Origin of the sequence: Pseudomonas retamae, from assembly GCF_043496865.1 — a bacterium.
Taxonomy (GTDB): Bacteria; Pseudomonadota; Gammaproteobacteria; order Pseudomonadales; family Pseudomonadaceae; genus Aquipseudomonas; species Aquipseudomonas retamae.
On sequence record NZ_JBIEIL010000019.1, the window covers coordinates 1 to 17,024 of the forward strand.

Consider the following 17,024-nt stretch of genomic DNA (forward strand, 5'->3'; position numbering starts at 1 on the left):
CAGTCGTTTAATTACGGCTGATCGTTACAAGCATCGGCCAGCTCTGCTGGTCGATGTTGTTTACGCCCCTCCAGAATTTCGCGTACGTTGAGCCGTTTTTTGCGGCCGTCGACGAGCGCCGCTGTACAGCACGAGGAACAAGGGATGTTCGCGCCGGCCAATGAAACCCACTTTGCCCTGACCATCGAAGGGCTTTCCGCCGACTTTCAGGTGTTTACCCTCACCGGCCGGGAAGCCATCAGCCAGCCTTTTGTCTTCGAGGTGGAGCTGGTCAGTGAGCAGCCGTCGCTGGACCTCGAAACCCTGCTGCACAAACCGGCCTTTCTGCAGCTGTCGCCCGACGGCAGCGGCATTCATGGCCAGATCTACCGCGCCGCGCAGGGCGATTCCGGCAAGCGCCTGACCCGTTATTCGGTGACCTTGCGCCCGCAACTGTCCTACCTCGCGCACCGCATCAACCAGCGCATCTTCCAGAACCTCAGCGTGCCGAAAATCATCGGCATGGTCCTCGAAGAGCACGGCATCCAAAGCAATGCTTACGAATTCAAAACCGGTTCGATTTATCCCGAGCGCATCTACTGCGTGCAGTACGATGAATCGGACCTGCATTTCATCCAACGCCTGTGCGAGGAAGAAGGTATTCACTACCACTTCCAGCACAGCGCCACGGCGCACAAACTGCTGTTCGGCGATGACCAGACGGTGTTCCCGAAACTCGCGCCGGTGCCCTATCAGCAAGACTCCGGCATGGTCGCCAGCAACCCGGTGATCAAGCGCTTCGACCTGCGCCTGGAAACCCGCACCAGTCGCACCACGCGCCGCGACTACGACTTCGAAAAACCGCGCCTGACCCTGGAAAGCGAAAACCGTGGCGACGCCCTGCCCGACCTCGAAGACTACGATTACCCGGGCCGTTTCATCGACCGCGAGCGCGGCAAACACCTGGCCAAACGCGCTCTCGAACGCCACCGCAGCGACTTCCAGCTCGCCGAAGGCAAGAGCGATCAGCCACTGCTGGTCAGCGGCCATTTCCTTGCCCTGACCGAACACCCGAAAGCCAAGTGGAACGACCTCTGGCTGCTCACCGAAGTCCTGCACGAAGGCAAACAACCGCAAGTGCTCGAAGAATCGGTGACCAGCGACACCACCGCGCTGAAAGACGATTTCCATCAGGGCTATCGCAACCGCTTCCAGGCCACGCCGTGGGACGTGCCCAATCGCCCACCGCTGCGCCACCCGAAACCGCGCATCCTCGGCAGCCAGAGCGCCGTGGTCACCGGCCCGAAAGGCGAAGAAATCCACTGCGACGAATACGGCCGGGTCAAAGTCCAGTTCCACTGGGACCGCGAAGGTCAGGCCGACGATAAGACCAGTTGCTGGCTGCGCGTCTCCAGCGCCTGGGCCGGCGCCCAGTACGGCGGCATCGCCATCCCGCGCATCGGCATGGAAGTGCTGGTCACCTTCCTGGAAGGCGACCCCGATCAACCGCTGATCAGCGGCTGCCTGTACCACAAGGAAAACACCGTCCCGTACGCCCTGCCGGCGAACAAGACCCGCAGCACCTTCAAGACCCTCAGCTCAATGGGCGGTGGCGGCTACAACGAACTGCGCATCGAAGACAAAAAAGGCCAGGAGCAGATCTACCTGCACGCCCAGCGCGACTGGGACGAGAACATCGAGCACGACCAGAAAATCCGCGTCGGCAACGAACGCCACGACACCGTCGAGCAAAACAGCTACAGCGAATTCAAGGCCGAAGAACACCACACCGTCTACGCCGACCGCAAAGTCGAAACCCGCGCCAACGACCACCTCACCGTCGGCGTGAACCAGCACATCAAGATCGGTACCGGCCAGTTCATCGACGCCGGTCAGGAAATCCACCTCAGCAGCGGCATGAAAGTGGTGATGGAAGCCGGCGCAGAACTGACCCTTGTCGGCGGCGGCAGCTTCATCAAGATCGACGCCGGCGGCGTGACCATGAGCGGCCCGGTGATCAACATGAACTCCGGCGGCAGCCCCGGCGTCGGCACGGGCGCCGCGCCGCTGATGCCCGGCGTGCTGAAACAGGCCGATGCCGACAAGGCTGGCCAGGTCCTGACCCCAGCGCAAATCAACACCCTCAAACGCAATGCGCCGTTCTGCGAAGAATGCGAAAAATGCAAGGCAGGTGCCTGTGCCATCTGATCGAATCACACCCAAGGACTGGCTGGCGCAACAGCCGCTGCAGAGTGGCGAACGTTTGTATCTGGTGATCAGTGCGGCGAGTGATTTCGAACCGCTCAAGCCCTTCTATCAACAGGATGTCGCACCACAACTACTGCCTATCTGGAGTGGAACACCTTACGCCGATTGGCTTCCCGTAATGCCGTATCTCGCCGAGATCAGTCCCAATGCCAGTTTTCTGCAATGGATTACTGAAACCGACGCAATGGATTGGGGTTGGCTGGCGGTATCCACCAGCGCGCCGGAATCGGTGCTGGAGCATTTGCGCAGCCTGACTCAAGTAAAAATGCCCGACGCTACTGAAGTGTTTTTCAGATTCTGGGATGGTCGGCATTTCCATCCGATCATCGAGGGGTTAGGTGCTACGGCAGGTGAATTGCTGCCCGTGTTCCAACGCTATCTTATTAACGGACAGCCTCTCGAAGTCGGCAGAAGAGCGGTACCTCCCGCAAAAGAGTGGCCTTGGTGGGAAATTCCCCAAACGCTAATGGATTCCCTCGCTAAAAAAGATCACACCACCGTCGTCGAGAACCTGATGCAGTGGTTATCAGAAAACTGCCCTGAGTTGTACTTCGAATTCCCCGAAGCCAACTTGCGCAGAAAGGTTGAGCGCTTCGTGCGCCAGAACCCAAACACAGAAGATATGGCAGAACGTCTCACCGCACAGCTGACAAAGGAAGTCACGTCATGAATACCCCGATTGGTACCCTGGTCCTGCGTGTGCTGGACGCCAAAGCGCCTGACGTGAATCTGATACTAAAAGACTTCAAAAATTGCCTGAGTGATTACAAGGAGTGGGCAGACGGTTTCTGGACTGGCTGGGCGCTGGACGTCGACCAGACCTTCAAGGTCGGCAATGAAGTCAGCGTGACGGAACGCAAGACCAAAACGGGTGCCGTGGAAACATACGCGACCTGCCCACTGGTGGGTGATTTCACGCTGATCCACATGTTTGAGTCAGCGCGATTTGTACCTATCGGAAATACTCCAGTGAAACTGGAGCCAGTCACCAAAGGCACCTTTTACGACGACGTTACCGGTCCGGTCATCGAAACCATGATCGGCCCAAGCGGCATCAAAGTGATCGATGGGGCCAAAAAGGGCCAGACCTATCGCATCACGTTCTTCCCCAACGTATCCCAGAGTGACGTCAAAGCACTCTATGACTCCTATCAAGGCGTTATCGGCAAGCTTGAAGGCTGGCTGCAAAGCGAATGGTCGAGCAAGTTTCAGCCGCAGTGGGCGAGCTACTCGGCGGCAGATCGTGCGGGGCGCTCGGTCATTCTGCTCAAACGAGCGCTGGACGGTTTTGAGCAAGCTCTACTCCGTCTGTGGGATGACATCAAAAGCCTGTTCGACCTGCTCGCTCACCCTCAAAAAAACTACGCAAAACTCAAAGAATATTTGTCGGACGTCGAAATCGACAAGCTATACGCTGCTTCGAAAGAGTCCATTGCTTCAGGGTTGCTGATCCTCAGCGACGAACCGCTGATGTTCATCTATGTCTCGGCGATTGTGGCTTGGGTCGGCATGCTCCCGCCGCAGGTCATCGTCGACGTCATGACGGCGATCGCTTCGGAGTTTCTGATCAACATACTACTGGGTATCTGCCTGACAGGTGGCGCTGGACTTGCTGTAAGAGCCGGGACAAAAGTCATTACCACGGTCAAATCGGGCGAAGCGATCAAGTATCTGGACGATCTTGCATCTACCCTGATGACACTCAGTAGCAAACACGCCTTGCCCGCCCATGCGCAAGCGTCGAAACCAATCATCGCCAGCGCCAAGAATGTGCCGATGAAGCCTGCCAAAACCGCAGTGCTGAAAATCGATGAAGCTACCACCGAGGCGCCAAAAGCTGGCTCGCGTAACGCTGAACCCAAAAGTCATGTAGCGGGGCTGCCGCCCAAAAGCCAGCTGCCGAAAACTACAGATACTCCAAAACAGGAAGTCAAAGACGCCTCTTCGTTTCCACGAGACAAAAAACAGAATCAAACCTCGCTCCAGCCCAAGGAAAAGGTCGACGACGCTCCCGATCAATCCAAGACGCCCGACGACAAAAGCGCCACCTGCGCCAAGAAAACCTGCACCAATGGCTGCCCGGTTTCGATGGTGACGGGTGAAGAGCTGTTGACGATTACCGACGGTGAACTCGGCGGTTTGCTGCCCTTTACATGGACACGTCTCTATCGCACCAGTGCGGCGGAAATCGACTGCGGCCTCGGTTATGGTTGGAGTCACGCCCTCGCCCAGCGAGTGGACATCAATGGCGATGAAGTCGTTTGGACTGACCACGAAAACCGTGTCACGACGTTTCCGTTGCCGAGCGAACAGCGTCCGGCAATCACCAATAGCCTTTCGGAAGCGGCCATCTTCATTGGCGGTGATCCTTCCGAGCTCGTACTCACACAAGCAGATGAACGTAAGCAGTTCTATCACTTCCGCTTCAACAGCAAAGGCGCGACGCTGATTGCCATCAGCGATAATTACGACAACCGTGTGCATATCACCCGAGATATCCATGGTCGCATCAAGCGTGTGGACAACGGGGCCGGTCGAGCACTTCTGGTCCGGTATGACCGCAAACACATCATCGCTATCGACTATCAGCAATTTGTCCCGGCAGACACACTGGAAGATGCGTGGAGCACCGTGCAGACCCTGGTCACTTACACGTACGATGCTCAGCAGCGCCTGACCAACGCGACGAACGCTGCCGGTGAGTCTGAGCGTTACACCTACAACGAACAGAACGTCATTCTCGAGCGGCAACTTGCAGGTGGCGCGAGCTTCTACTGGGAGTGGGAAAAGGAAGGCAAGTCCGCACGCTGCATCCACCACTGGGCCAGTTTCTCTCAGATGGATGCGCACTATGCGTGGGATGACAAAGGCAGCGTCACCGTTACCAACGCCGATGGCAGTGAAGAAGTCTATACCCACGATGACAAGGCGCGGCTCGTCGCCAAGGTTGATCCGGATGGTGCCGAGCACTTAAAAGCCTATGACGACAAAGGCCGACTGATCGCCGAAAAAGACCCGATGGGGGCGGTCACGGAATATCAGTACAACGAGGCCGGCCGTTTGATCGCGGTGATACCGCCAGAAGATGCGCCGACTACCTACGAGTACTACAAGGGCTTTGTCCGTGTGGTGAATCGCGGTACCGCCAAATGGGTCTACTGGCGTAACGACCAGGGTGACATCACTGAACAAGTCGACCCGGACGGCAACTCGACGCATTACACCTATGATCGCCAAGGACGCCTGCTAGAGATCCGCCATCCTGACGGTAGCCGTCACCAACTGGGGTGGAACAATCTCGGCCAATTGCTGGAGGAGCGTCTGCCGGACGGCGGCCAGCGTAAGTACCGCTACGATGCGCTCGGCCGACAGATCACACGTCAGGCTGAAACCGGAGCGATTACTCATTATCAGTGGGATGCCGCCAATCGGCTGGCACAAATCACTTTGCCCGGCGGCGCTACCCGTGCCTTCACCTACAACCCATACGGCCGCGTCACCGCAGAACGCGACGAACTGGGGCGCATCACCCGCTATGAGTACGCCGACAATCTCCATCTGGTCAGCCGTCGAATCAATCCGGACGGCAGCCAGCTGCACTATCGCTACGATAATGCGCGTCTTCTGCTCACTGAAATCGAAAACGAACGAGGTGAGCATTACCATCTCGATTACTACAGCAACGGCCTGATCCAGCAGGAAACCGGCTTCGACGGGCGTCGCACTGCGTATGAGTACGACCTCAACGGCAAACTGTTGAAGAAAACCGAGTTCGGTGACGACGGCAGTGAGCTGGTGACCGAGTATCAGCGCGATGCCGCTGGCCGCTTGCTGGTCAAAACCCTCGCTGATGGCGAGGAAATCCATTACGGCTACGATGCCTTGGGTCGCTTGGTAAACGTTGACGACGGCCACTGGCCCCTCGCCTATGAATACGACATACAAGATCGCCTGATCACTGAGCACCAAGGCTGGGGCACCACGCGTTACGAGTACGACAGCGTCGGCCAATTGAGTCACTGCCGACTCCCTGATGGCAGCACGCTTGATTATCGTCACCTGTCCGGCGGCCGGCTGAGCAGTATCGACCTCAATGGCTCGCGCCTGACTACGCACCAATTCGACGCTGGCCGCGAACGGCAGCGCCAACAAGGCGTACTGCTGAGCCAATACCAATACGACGAACAGGGCAGACTTCAAGCGCACACCGTGGGTCAGCAAGACCGCAACCTGTTCCAGCGCCGCTACGCCTACGATGCAAATGGCAATCTGGCCGGCATCGATGACAGCCGCAAGGGAAACCGCAGCTACCACTACGACCCACTGGATCGTCTGGTCAGTGTTCGCGGTGCCACACCCGAAACCTTCGCTCATGACCCAGCCGGCAACTTGCTCGGTCAAAACGATCTGCCAACGGCAAACCTTGCCAACGTCAAAGGTAATCGCCTGCTTATGCAAGGCGACCGCCACTACGACTACGATGCCTATGGCAACCTGACCCGCGAACGGCGTGGAACCGGCCAGCGTCTGGTCACCGAATACCACTATGACTGCCAGCACCGTTTGATCGGCGTCAGCCTACCCGGAGGCAGTACCGCAAGCTACAAATACGACGCTTTTGGCCGTCGCATTGAAAAAACCGTTGACGGGCAAACGACTGAATTCCTCTGGCAAGGCGAGCGCCTGATCGCCGAAAGCGCTGAGAGTCGCTACCGCACCTACATCTACGAGCCTGGCAGCTTCCGCCCGCTGGCAATGCTAGATGGCGAAGGCCCACTGAAGGCCACGCCGTTCTATTACCAACTCGACCATCTCGGCACGCCCCAAGAACTCACCGACTTCAGTGGCGAGATCATGTGGTCGGCGAAATACCGTGCCTACGGCAATCTTGCCGCCCTAGACGTCAGCAAAATCGACAACCCGCTGCGCTTCCAAGGTCAGTACTTCGACGCTGAGACAGGGTTACATTACAACCGGCACCGCTACTACAATCCTGGGACTGGACGGTTTTTGACACCGGATCCGATCAGGCTTGCGGGTGGGTTGAATAACTACCAGTACGTGCCCAACCCTACGGGGTGGGTTGATCCATTAGGTTTGATGTGTGGTAAAGGGGACTGCCCTGATGTTTCACCTCCACTAACACAGTCGCAAATAGACGAGATTATTGCGACACCAAAGGGTATGCGCCCCGATCCAAGCAGTTATCTGTCCGCCGACTACATATCGAATCATCTTTCTCAGTTTGATGGAGGTGCGACCCGTTTTATGACTCAAAACAACTTGGACAGATATGGTATTGGGCAACGCGATGGCACATCCTTTGTTATGCCGAGAAGCGAAGCCGATAGGCTGCTAGCATCCGCTAACGGAGATAGCTCTGTTCTTGAGAGTTCCTTGGGCCTTGAACCTGGCTTTCTTAGCAACAATCAATTATTGCGCGTGGACATCACTAACCCAAGGGAACTTGGACTAAGAATCCCATCAGGAAATGAAGCCGGCGCTAACGACCTATGGATTCCGGGTGGAAAGTTGCCAAATGGAAATAGTGAAGCAATAGTCGACGCTAAAGGCCCGATTGCACCAAAACTTGAAATATCACCACTATCTCTATAAGAGGATGATCATGAAATTCAATGACACTTTTATCAATACAGACGAGCGATTTACCATAGGAATAGAAGCAGTTAGTGGAAAGTATTATGTTTCTATCCCCGTTAGCAACCGCTTGGTTGACTATGATGAGTATTACGAAATAAGCAAAGAGTCGTACGAACTCTTTCTTAAAGATCCGTCCGCAGCACTGATTTTTGTAGAGCGCTGTAAAGCTAGACAAGAAGACGAGTCTCTCATGTTCAAGCCAGGCGCAGACCGCGGAGTTGCGACCTAAAAAATCTTCTGGCGACGCGAACTTGCTATTTTCTCGGAAAGGCTCTAGCCCTTTTTCGGGATAGGTATCTCGGTTCAGCCGATTGCGGCCTTTCACAGTCGCATGCTTTTGACTTGGACTGCTAACTCTAACTGACAGCCAACCGTACTTAGGAAAATAATGACAGCGGTATATTCCGAAGATAGAGCATCCTTAGGTTCCGAATTCACAAATGCGTGATTCAAAAAAAGCTCATCAAAGCATTGACATTGGAACGTTGCGTGAAAAAACCTTGATGACTGAGAAAAGCACAATGAAGACTACTTTTGAAACGGCTTTAGAACTTCACGAAACATCTGACTTCTTTGAAGGGAATGGAAAATATTTTTCCCGCGGATCCGATTGGGGAGACCATCTCTTCATCAGCAACTGGCAGGAAATGTGCGGAGTTTTAAAAAATCAAAAAGCGGCACAAAGCCTGTTAACGACCATACTCGAAGATTACGCAAAACATTCAAAAGAAGACTATTCAGATGCAGAGGCATTGTTTTCAAACATAAGCGCTTACTACACACTTAAAAACAAAATCGCGTTTCTGTCAGCCAGTAATTACGACCTAATTGAAAGCCTTGATGAACAAAGCAAGAAAAATACAGGGAAATTATTTCGCCTCCTTAGACAGCAGTACGATATAAAAAACAAAGAATTGCCAAAATACAAGTTCGACGACGAGATCAAGCGGTTAAAACTGAAGGGTTGCGTGCTTAATCTCGAATTTTTTTGAGCAGAGCGTATAATGCTAAATTTTTACGCCACCGTGCACTGAAACATGACATGCCCTGTTGAACAAACCCAAAATTCAGCCCTTATTTTAAGCACTCATTAGAAAGTGTGACAGCGGAGCAAAAAAATCCACCCAACCCCACGCACAGCCAACTTCGACAAATCACGGATACTTCCGGAAGAACGATGAGAATTTTTTATGTGATTGCTAGGAAGGATATGGAGCCAAATCTTCCGCACAGCTCGAACTGGCCGAAAATTATAGGCTACTCATTCGAAGAAAACTATTTTCACTTATCCCAAGGCAAAGGTCACGGCTTTGCCGCGAACGTCATACCCGAATGGAAAGCTAGAAGTCCAGAGTGGACTGAAATATTTACAATTTTAGACTCCACTTGGTTCTTAGATATGATTACTAACAACAACTTCAGCAGCGAAAAGGCTTTTCTGGAAAAGCTAACCGCGCATATTGACAATGTAGATACAATTAGATTTTGATCAGTCCGAAACAATAAACTAAAATGAGTAAAGACTTGCTTGCCAAGCCAACTTGACAACTGAGAACAACCTCAATGACACCAAACTTTGAAATAGCTTTGAACAAAAATCAATTCCCTGACTACTTCAAAGGTAATGGCCAATATTTCACAAGAGACCCTGACTGGGGAACCCAGTTGCATATCATAAATTGGCAAGGACTGTGCACCTATTTAGAGCCGCTAGAAACCTCGATCGAAATATTGACAGATGCATTTAGCGAATACTTAAATTCGGTTGAGCTTACAAAAAATGACGCCAGTGAATTGCTTGAAAACATTGGCTGCTATTATTACCTAAGAAACAAACACCCTTTCTTGTCAAAAGACGGATTTGATCTCGTGCGCGAGGCGACTGAAAGTGAAAAACAGAAAATCTCACATATCATGGCTTTTCTGGGAGAAACAATCGAAGCCAACAATGATGCTCAAGACCTTGAACTCTATAATCGTCGCATGAGGAAACTCATTGATGACGGTGGCCCAACCAACATAGAGAACCTCTAATCTGTTCAGCGAAACCCAACATATTTTTAGAAAAGTGGGACAGATTTATTTTCTAAACCTATAAATATATCTGTCCCCATTTGTCTTTCTCATTTGTCTAATTCTGGTTTTCTCCATCCCGCATACGGAAAAATCGCAACTCAACGCTGCGATTTCCCCCAAGAACTTTACCCCCCCGCCAACCGCACCTGTCTCTCCAACTCCACCTTCAACCCCGGCTCCAGCTTCAACTGCCGCGCCAGTTCATCCAGATAGCTCTTCTCCATAAAATTCTCCTCATCCACCAGCATCACACTGGCGATGTACATCTCTGCCGCCATTTCCGGCGTGCTCGCCGCGCGGGCGACGTCGGTGGGGTCGAGGGGTTTGTTGAGTTCGGCGTGGAGCCAGTGTTGCAGTTCCTGGTCGTTGTCGAGTTTGCTGAATTCGCCTTCGATCAGTTCGCGCTCGCGCTCGTCGATGTGGCCGTCGGCTTTGGCGGCGGCGACCAGGGCTTTGAGGATGGCCTGGCTGTGTTGTTCGACTTGTGCCGGTGGCAGGCGGTCGAGGGTTTGCGGTTCGGTTTGGGGGGCGCTGCCTTTTTGCGCGTTGTAGTTGCCGTAGGCTTTGTAGGCCAGCACGCCGAGTGCGGCGAGGCCGCCGTAGATGGCGACTTTTCCGCCGACCTTGCGCACTTTTTTGTTGCCGAGCAGCAGGCCCATGGCGCCGGCCGCCAGTGCGCCTCCGCCTGCGCCGGAGAGCAGGCCGCCGAGGCCGCTGGCGCCTGACGAGCCGCCGAGCAGGCCGCCCAGCCCGCCGGCAGCCGATTTGTTCGATGCGCCGCCAGCCTTGTTCTGCAGCAGATCCTGGCCGGACTTGAGCAGTTGATCGAGCAATCCACGGGTGTTCATGTTCCGCCTCCAAACAGGGGTTATCCGGATCTGTAAGGCCCTCAGCCTAGTGCGAAAGTGCCCGAAGCGGCCGTGCGAGTGTGCTTCGAGATGTTGCTCGCATTCGGAATTGAAGTCTGCGGCTGACCTTGAAAAAACCGATCTACACTTCAGCCCAGCGCGAAATCTTCATCGCTAAGGTCGAGAGGCGCCCGCCCCGCCACGGCCATCTCTGACTACGCTAATAACAAGCCGCCCACGGCACGCTGCACCGTGTTCACCACTGCCCCGACCATAATATGAAGAAGAGGGATCAACCATGTTCGTGCACAAGACCGCACTGTTCAGTGCAATCACCACGGCCGTGCTGGCCAGTGCCAGCCTGCAGGCTGCCGAGCCGCTGAAGGCTGTCGGGGCTGGCGAAGGTCAGCTGGATATCGTGGCGTGGCCGGGTTACATCGAGCGTGGCGAGAGCGACAAGGCGTATGACTGGGTGAGCGGTTTCGAGCAGGAAACCGGTTGCAAGGTCAACGTCAAGACCGCCGCGACTTCCGACGAGATGGTCAGCCTGATGGCCAAGGGCGGTTACGATCTGGTCACTGCGTCCGGCGATGCGTCGCTGCGGTTGATCGCTGGCAAGCGTGTGCAGCCGATCAACACGGCGTTGATCCCGAACTGGAAGTCCCTCGACCCGCGCCTGAAAGATGCGCCGTGGTACGTGGTCAACCACCAGACTTACGGCACCCCGTATCAATGGGGGCCGAACGTGTTGATGTACAACACCAATGTGTTCAAGACGGCGCCGACCAGTTGGAGTGTGGTGTTCGCCGCACAGGATCTGCCCGACGGCAAGGCGAACAAGGGACGCGTGCAGGCGTATGACGGCCCAATCTATATCGCCGATGCGGCGCTGTACCTGAAATCGACCAAGCCTGAATTGGGCATCAAGGATCCGTATCAACTCACCGAAGACCAGTACAAAGCCGTGCTCGATTTGTTGCGCGCGCAGCAACCGTTGATTCATCGCTACTGGCATGACACCACGGTGCAGATGAGCGATTTCAAAAACGAAGGCGTGGTCGCTTCCGGCGCCTGGCCGTATCAGGTCAACGGCCTGATCAACGAGAAGCAGCCGATCGCTTCGACTATCCCCAAAGAAGGCGCCACCGGCTGGGCCGACACCACCATGCTGCACACCGAGGCCAAGCACCCGAACTGCGCGTACAAGTGGATGGACTGGTCGATGAAGCCGAAAGTCCAGGGCGATGTGGCGGCGTGGTTCGGTTCGTTGCCGGCGGTGCCAGCGGCTTGTAAAGAGAGCGAGTTGCTTGGCGCCGAGGGCTGCAAGACCAACGGTTTCGACCAGTTCGAGAAGATCGCTTTCTGGAAAACCCCGCAGGCTGAAGGTGGCCAGTTCGTGCCGTATAGCCGCTGGACGCAGGATTACATTGCGATTATGGGCGGGCGCTAGGTTTAAACAGCGACGCGGTCGGCTCCCTTTCCCCCTCGCCCCCTCTGGGGGAGAGGGCTGGGGTGAGGGGGTGGCTTTTGATCTTGCCCTTGAATTCAGAGCAATGGCAGAAATGGCTGCCCTCACCCCTCGCCCTCTCCCGGAGGGAGAGGGAGCTAAAAGCAGAGCGCGTTCACCGCGATATTTCACGGTTTCAGGACGGCCGCCACGGCAGCCCTCGCCTTTCCGGAGCACCGCACCATGACGCTTGCAGTCCAGTTCACCAACGTTTCCCGGCAGTTCGGTGAAGTGAAGGCCGTTGACCGGGTGTCCATCGATATCGAGGACGGTGAGTTCTTTTCCATGCTCGGCCCTTCCGGCTCCGGCAAGACCACCTGCCTGCGCCTGATCGCCGGTTTCGAGCAACCCAGCGCCGGTTCGATCCGCATTCACGGCGCCGAAGCTGCGGGTTTGCCGCCGTATCAACGCGACGTCAACACGGTTTTCCAGGATTACGCGTTGTTCCCGCACATGAACGTGCTCGACAACGTCGCCTACGGTTTGAAGGTCAAAGGCGTCGGCAAGACCGAGCGCCACCAGCGTGCCGAAGAAGCCTTGGACATGGTCGCCCTCGGCGGCTATGGCTCGCGCAAACCGGTGCAGTTGTCTGGCGGTCAGCGCCAGCGTGTCGCCCTCGCCCGCGCCTTGGTCAATCGCCCGCGCGTGCTGTTGCTCGACGAGCCGTTGGGGGCGCTCGATCTGAAATTGCGCGAGCAGATGCAAAGCGAGCTGAAGAAGCTGCAACGTCAGCTCGGCATCACTTTCATCTTCGTCACCCACGATCAGACCGAAGCGCTGTCGATGTCTGATCGCGTCGCGGTGTTCAACAAGGGCCGCATCGAGCAGGTCGACAGTCCGCGCAATCTGTACATGAAACCGAGCACCACGTTTGTCGCCGAATTCGTCGGTACCTCGAATGTGATCCGCGGCGATCTGGCGCGGGAAATCAGCGGCCATCCACAGCCGTTTTCGATCCGCCCGGAACACGTGCGTTTCGCCGAAGGCCCACTGGCCAGCCATGAAATCGAAGTCAGCGGCCTGCTACACGATATCCAGTATCAGGGCAGCGCCACGCGCTATGAATTGCAGTTGGAAAACGGCCAGACCCTGAGCATCAGCCAAGCCAACAACCAGTGGCTCGACAGCGGCGTACAGCTACAGACCGGCCAGCGTCTGAGCGCACGCTGGGCACGGGAAGCGATGATCGCGCTGCACGACACCGTGGCCAGCGGGGTATGAAATGAGCTCGCTCGCGATGACTTCGTCGCCACCGATGCACAGGTTTTCCGACCTGCTCTACCGCAAGCCGAACCTGTATCTGTCGATGTTGCTGGTGCCGCCGCTGCTGTGGTTCGGGGCGATCTATCTGGGCTCGTTGCTGATGCTGTTGTGGCAAGGTTTCTACACCTTCGACGACTTCACCATGGCGGTAACGCCGGACCTGACGCTGGCCAATTTTGCCGCGCTGTTTCAGCCCTCGAACTTCGACATCATCCTGCGCACGTTGAGCATGGCCATCGCCGTGTCGATCGCCAGCGCCGTCGTCGCGTTCCCGATTGCCTACTACATGGCGCGCTACACCACAGGCAAGACCAAGGCGTTTTTCTACATCGCGGTGATGCTGCCGATGTGGGCCAGTTATATCGTCAAGGCCTATGCGTGGACCTTGCTGCTGGCCAAGGGCGGCGTGGCGCAGTGGTTCGTTCAGCATCTGGGGCTGGAGCCATTGTTGCAGTTCATCCTGGGGATTCCCGGGGTTGGCGGCAGCACCTTGTCGACCTCGCATCTGGGACGGTTCATGGTGTTTGTCTACATCTGGCTGCCGTTCATGATTCTGCCGATTCAGGCTTCGCTGGAACGTCTGCCGCCATCGCTGCTGCAGGCCTCGGCCGACCTTGGCGCAAAGCCGCGTCAGACCTTTATGCAAGTGATCCTGCCGCTGTCGATTCCGGGGATTGCCGCAGGTTCGATCTTCACTTTTTCGCTGACGCTGGGCGATTTCATCGTGCCGCAACTGGTCGGGCCGCCGGGCTACTTCGTCGGCAGCATGGTATACGCGCAGCAGGGTGCAATCGGCAACATGCCGATGGCCGCGGCGTTCACCCTGGTGCCGATCGTGCTGATCGCGGTTTACCTGTCCATCGTCAAACGACTGGGGGCTTTCGATGCACTCTGACGCTTCAGCACAAGGGCGTGCGTCTTTGGGTTTGAAAATCGCAGCCTGGGGTGGGCTGGTGTTTCTGCACTTCCCGATCCTGATCATCTTTCTCTATGCCTTCAACACCGAAGAAGCCGCGTTCAGTTTTCCGCCGAAGGGCTTCACCCTGCGCTGGTTCAGCGTGGCGTTTTCCCGGCCGGATGTTTTGGAGGCAATCAAGCTGTCGCTGCAGATCGCCGCCATCGCCACGTTGATCGCGATGGTCCTTGGCACGTTGGCGTCGGCGGCGTTGTACCGGCGGGATTTTTTCGGCAAACAGGGCATTTCATTCATGCTGATCCTGCCGATTGCGCTGCCGGGGATCATCACCGGGATCGCCTTGCTGGCGACGTTCAAGACGCTGAGCATCGAACCGGGCATGTTCACCATCATCGTCGGCCACGCGACCTTCTGCGTGGTGATCGTCTACAACAACGTCATCGCTCGCCTGCGCCGCACCTCGCACAGTCTGATCGAGGCCTCGATGGACCTCGGTGCCGACGGCTGGCAGACCTTCCGCTACATCATCCTGCCGAACCTCGGCTCAGCCTTGCTCGCTGGCGGCATGCTGGCGTTTGCGCTGTCGTTCGATGAAATCATCGTCACCACGTTTACCGCCGGGCATGAGCGCACGCTGCCGTTGTGGTTGCTCAATCAGTTGAGCCGGCCACGGGATGTGCCGGTGACGAACGTCGTGGCGATGCTGGTGATGATGGTCACCATGCTGCCGATTCTGGGAGCGTATTACCTGACGCGCGGGGGCGAGAGTGTTGCCGGTAGCGGCGGAAAATGAATATCTAACAGACCACACACAACCTTGTGGGAGCGAGCCTGCTCGCGAAGCGGCCGTCACATCCAGCATTGATGTCGCCTGACACACCGCCTTCGCGAGCAGGCTCGCTCCCACAGTTTTGAACCGGTTTCGGCAGAACAATAGAGGACAAAACCATGCAAACCCGACTCTTGATCAACGGCCAACTGGTCAACGGCGAAGGCCCTGCACAACCGGTGCTCAACCCGGCGCGGGGCGATGTGTTGGTGGACATCAACGAAGCCAGCGAAGCCCAGGTCGATGCCGCCGTGCGCGCCGCCGACAACGCTTTTGCCGAGTGGTCGCAAACCGCGCCGAAAGACCGCTCGCGGCTGTTGCTCAAACTCGCCGACGCCATCGAAGCCCATGGCGAGGAACTGGCGAAACTGGAATCCGACAATTGCGGCAAACCCTACAGCGCCGCACTCAACGACGAGATCCCGGCGATTGCCGATGTGTTCCGTTTCTTCGCCGGCGCCAGTCGTTGCATGAGCGGTTCGGCCGCTGGCGAATATTTGCCCGGACACACTTCGATGATCCGTCGCGATCCGGTCGGGGTGATCGCCTCCATCGCGCCGTGGAATTACCCGATGATGATGGTCGCCTGGAAAATCGCTCCCGCGTTGGCCGCCGGTAATACCGTGGTGCTCAAGCCGTCGGAACAAACCCCGCTGACGGCGTTGCGTCTGGCCGAACTGGCGTCGGACATATTCCCGGCCGGTGTACTCAATCTGGTGTTCGGCCGCGGTCCTACCGTCGGCAGTCCACTGGTCAGCCATCCGAAAGTGCGCATGGTGTCGCTGACCGGTTCGATCGCCACCGGGTCGAACATCATTTCCAGCACCGCCGACAGCGTTAAGCGCATGCACATGGAACTGGGCGGTAAGGCACCGGTGATCATCTTCGACGACGCCGACCTCGACGCGGCGGTGGAAGGCATTCGGACCTTCGGCTTCTACAATGCCGGGCAGGACTGCACTGCCGCGTGCCGGATCTACGCGCAACAAGGGATTTACGACAAATTCGTTGAAAAACTCGGCGCGGCGGTCAGCACGATCAAATACGGCATGCAGGATGATCCCTCCACCGAGTTGGGACCGCTGATCACGGCACAACACCGCGACCGGGTCGCCGCTTTCGTCGAGCGCGCCGTGGCGCAGCCGCACATTCGGTTGATCACCGGCGGCAAGGCTGTCGAAGGCAATGGGTTCTTCTTCGAACCCACGGTGCTGGCCGACGCGCAGCAGGATGACGAAATCGTCCGCCGTGAAGTGTTCGGTCCAGTGGTTTCGGTGACCAAATTTACCGATGAAGCACAAGCGCTTGAGTGGGCCAACGATTCCGACTACGGCCTCGCCTCCTCCGTCTGGACCGCCGACACAGGACGTTCGCATCGCCTGTCAGCGCGGCTGCAGTACGGCTGCACCTGGGTCAACACGCACTTCATGCTCGTCAGCGAAATGCCTCATGGCGGTCAGAAAATGTCCGGGTACGGCAAGGACATGTCGATGTATGGGCTGGAGGACTACACCACGGTTCGGCATGTGATGTTCAGGCACTGAGGTCAACAACTTCCGAGCAGGCTGGCACTACCTACGATCGGCACTTCTCTGTGAGAGCGAGCCTGTTAGCGAAGAACTCGGTTTGGCTCAACGCCCCCTATTTGAGCCCTCACAGACAGGCTGCCGAGGGTCA

The 17,024-nt window shown here is 56.5% G+C and carries 13 protein-coding genes; 12 read left to right on the forward strand and 1 reads right to left on the reverse strand.

The genetic code is table 11. The features are described from left to right. Window positions 1-144 precede the first annotated feature (144 nt). The 7 genes from ACGSLL_RS26615 (at window position 145) to ACGSLL_RS26645 (ending at window position 9,942) form a co-directional block, all read left to right on the forward strand. The gene (locus tag ACGSLL_RS26615; protein WP_394508495.1) at window positions 145-2,187 is read left to right on the forward strand and encodes a type VI secretion system Vgr family protein; all 2,043 of its coding nucleotides are present in this window, start codon (window positions 145-147) and stop codon (window positions 2,185-2,187) included. Beyond that, window positions 2,177-2,917, forward strand: a complete 741-nt coding sequence (locus ACGSLL_RS26620) for a DUF4123 domain-containing protein (protein WP_394508496.1) — start codon at window positions 2,177-2,179, stop codon at window positions 2,915-2,917. Before ACGSLL_RS26615 ends, ACGSLL_RS26620 begins: the two co-directional genes overlap by 11 nt. After that, on the forward strand, window positions 2,914-7,863 hold the full coding sequence (locus ACGSLL_RS26625; protein WP_394508497.1) for an RHS repeat-associated core domain-containing protein: 4,950 nt from the start codon (window positions 2,914-2,916) through the stop codon (window positions 7,861-7,863). The genes ACGSLL_RS26620 and ACGSLL_RS26625 overlap by 4 nt, the downstream gene beginning before the upstream one ends. A 10-nt stretch (window positions 7,864-7,873) precedes the next feature. Continuing rightward, on the forward strand, window positions 7,874-8,137 hold the full coding sequence (locus tag ACGSLL_RS26630; protein WP_394508498.1) for a hypothetical protein: 264 nt from the start codon (window positions 7,874-7,876) through the stop codon (window positions 8,135-8,137). Window positions 8,138-8,348: 211 nt separating this feature from the next. Further along, entirely contained in the window at window positions 8,349-8,900 is a 552-nt protein-coding gene (locus ACGSLL_RS26635) for a hypothetical protein (protein WP_394508499.1), read from the forward strand. 185 nt (window positions 8,901-9,085) lie between these two features. Then, on the forward strand, window positions 9,086-9,397 hold the full coding sequence (locus ACGSLL_RS26640; protein WP_394508500.1) for a hypothetical protein: 312 nt from the start codon (window positions 9,086-9,088) through the stop codon (window positions 9,395-9,397). Between the two features lie 74 nt (window positions 9,398-9,471). Next, window positions 9,472-9,942 (forward strand): hypothetical protein, encoded by a 471-nt coding sequence (locus ACGSLL_RS26645; protein WP_394508501.1) that lies wholly within the window; start codon window positions 9,472-9,474, stop codon window positions 9,940-9,942. A 167-nt stretch (window positions 9,943-10,109) separates the two neighbouring features. Here ACGSLL_RS26645 and ACGSLL_RS26650 read toward each other — a convergent pair whose 3' ends face one another. After that, window positions 10,110-10,832, reverse strand: a complete 723-nt coding sequence (locus tag ACGSLL_RS26650; RefSeq protein WP_394508502.1) for a tellurite resistance TerB family protein — start codon at window positions 10,830-10,832, stop codon at window positions 10,110-10,112. 298 nt (window positions 10,833-11,130) lie between these two features. On the opposite strand from ACGSLL_RS26650, the gene ydcS reads away from it, so the two are divergent. From ydcS to ACGSLL_RS26675, 5 genes are all read left to right on the forward strand, one after another. Further along, window positions 11,131-12,282 carry a putative ABC transporter substrate-binding protein YdcS gene (ydcS, locus tag ACGSLL_RS26655; protein ID WP_394508503.1) on the forward strand — a complete coding sequence of 384 codons (1,152 nt, stop codon included), beginning with the start codon at window positions 11,131-11,133 and terminating at the stop codon, window positions 12,280-12,282. A 240-nt stretch (window positions 12,283-12,522) separates the two neighbouring features. After that, window positions 12,523-13,560 (forward strand): ABC transporter ATP-binding protein, encoded by a 1,038-nt coding sequence (locus ACGSLL_RS26660; protein WP_394508504.1) that lies wholly within the window; start codon window positions 12,523-12,525, stop codon window positions 13,558-13,560. 16 nt (window positions 13,561-13,576) lie between these two features. Beyond that, entirely contained in the window at window positions 13,577-14,497 is a 921-nt protein-coding gene (locus ACGSLL_RS26665) for an ABC transporter permease (protein WP_394508538.1), read from the forward strand. Next, complete coding sequence (locus ACGSLL_RS26670; protein ID WP_394508505.1) at window positions 14,487-15,311, forward strand: ABC transporter permease; 825 nt, start codon at window positions 14,487-14,489, stop codon at window positions 15,309-15,311. The genes ACGSLL_RS26665 and ACGSLL_RS26670 overlap by 11 nt, the downstream gene beginning before the upstream one ends. A gap of 155 nt (window positions 15,312-15,466) precedes the next feature. Continuing rightward, window positions 15,467-16,891, forward strand: coding sequence for a gamma-aminobutyraldehyde dehydrogenase (locus ACGSLL_RS26675; protein WP_394508506.1), 1,425 nt, complete (start codon window positions 15,467-15,469; stop codon window positions 16,889-16,891). Window positions 16,892-17,024: the final 133 nt, after the last annotated feature.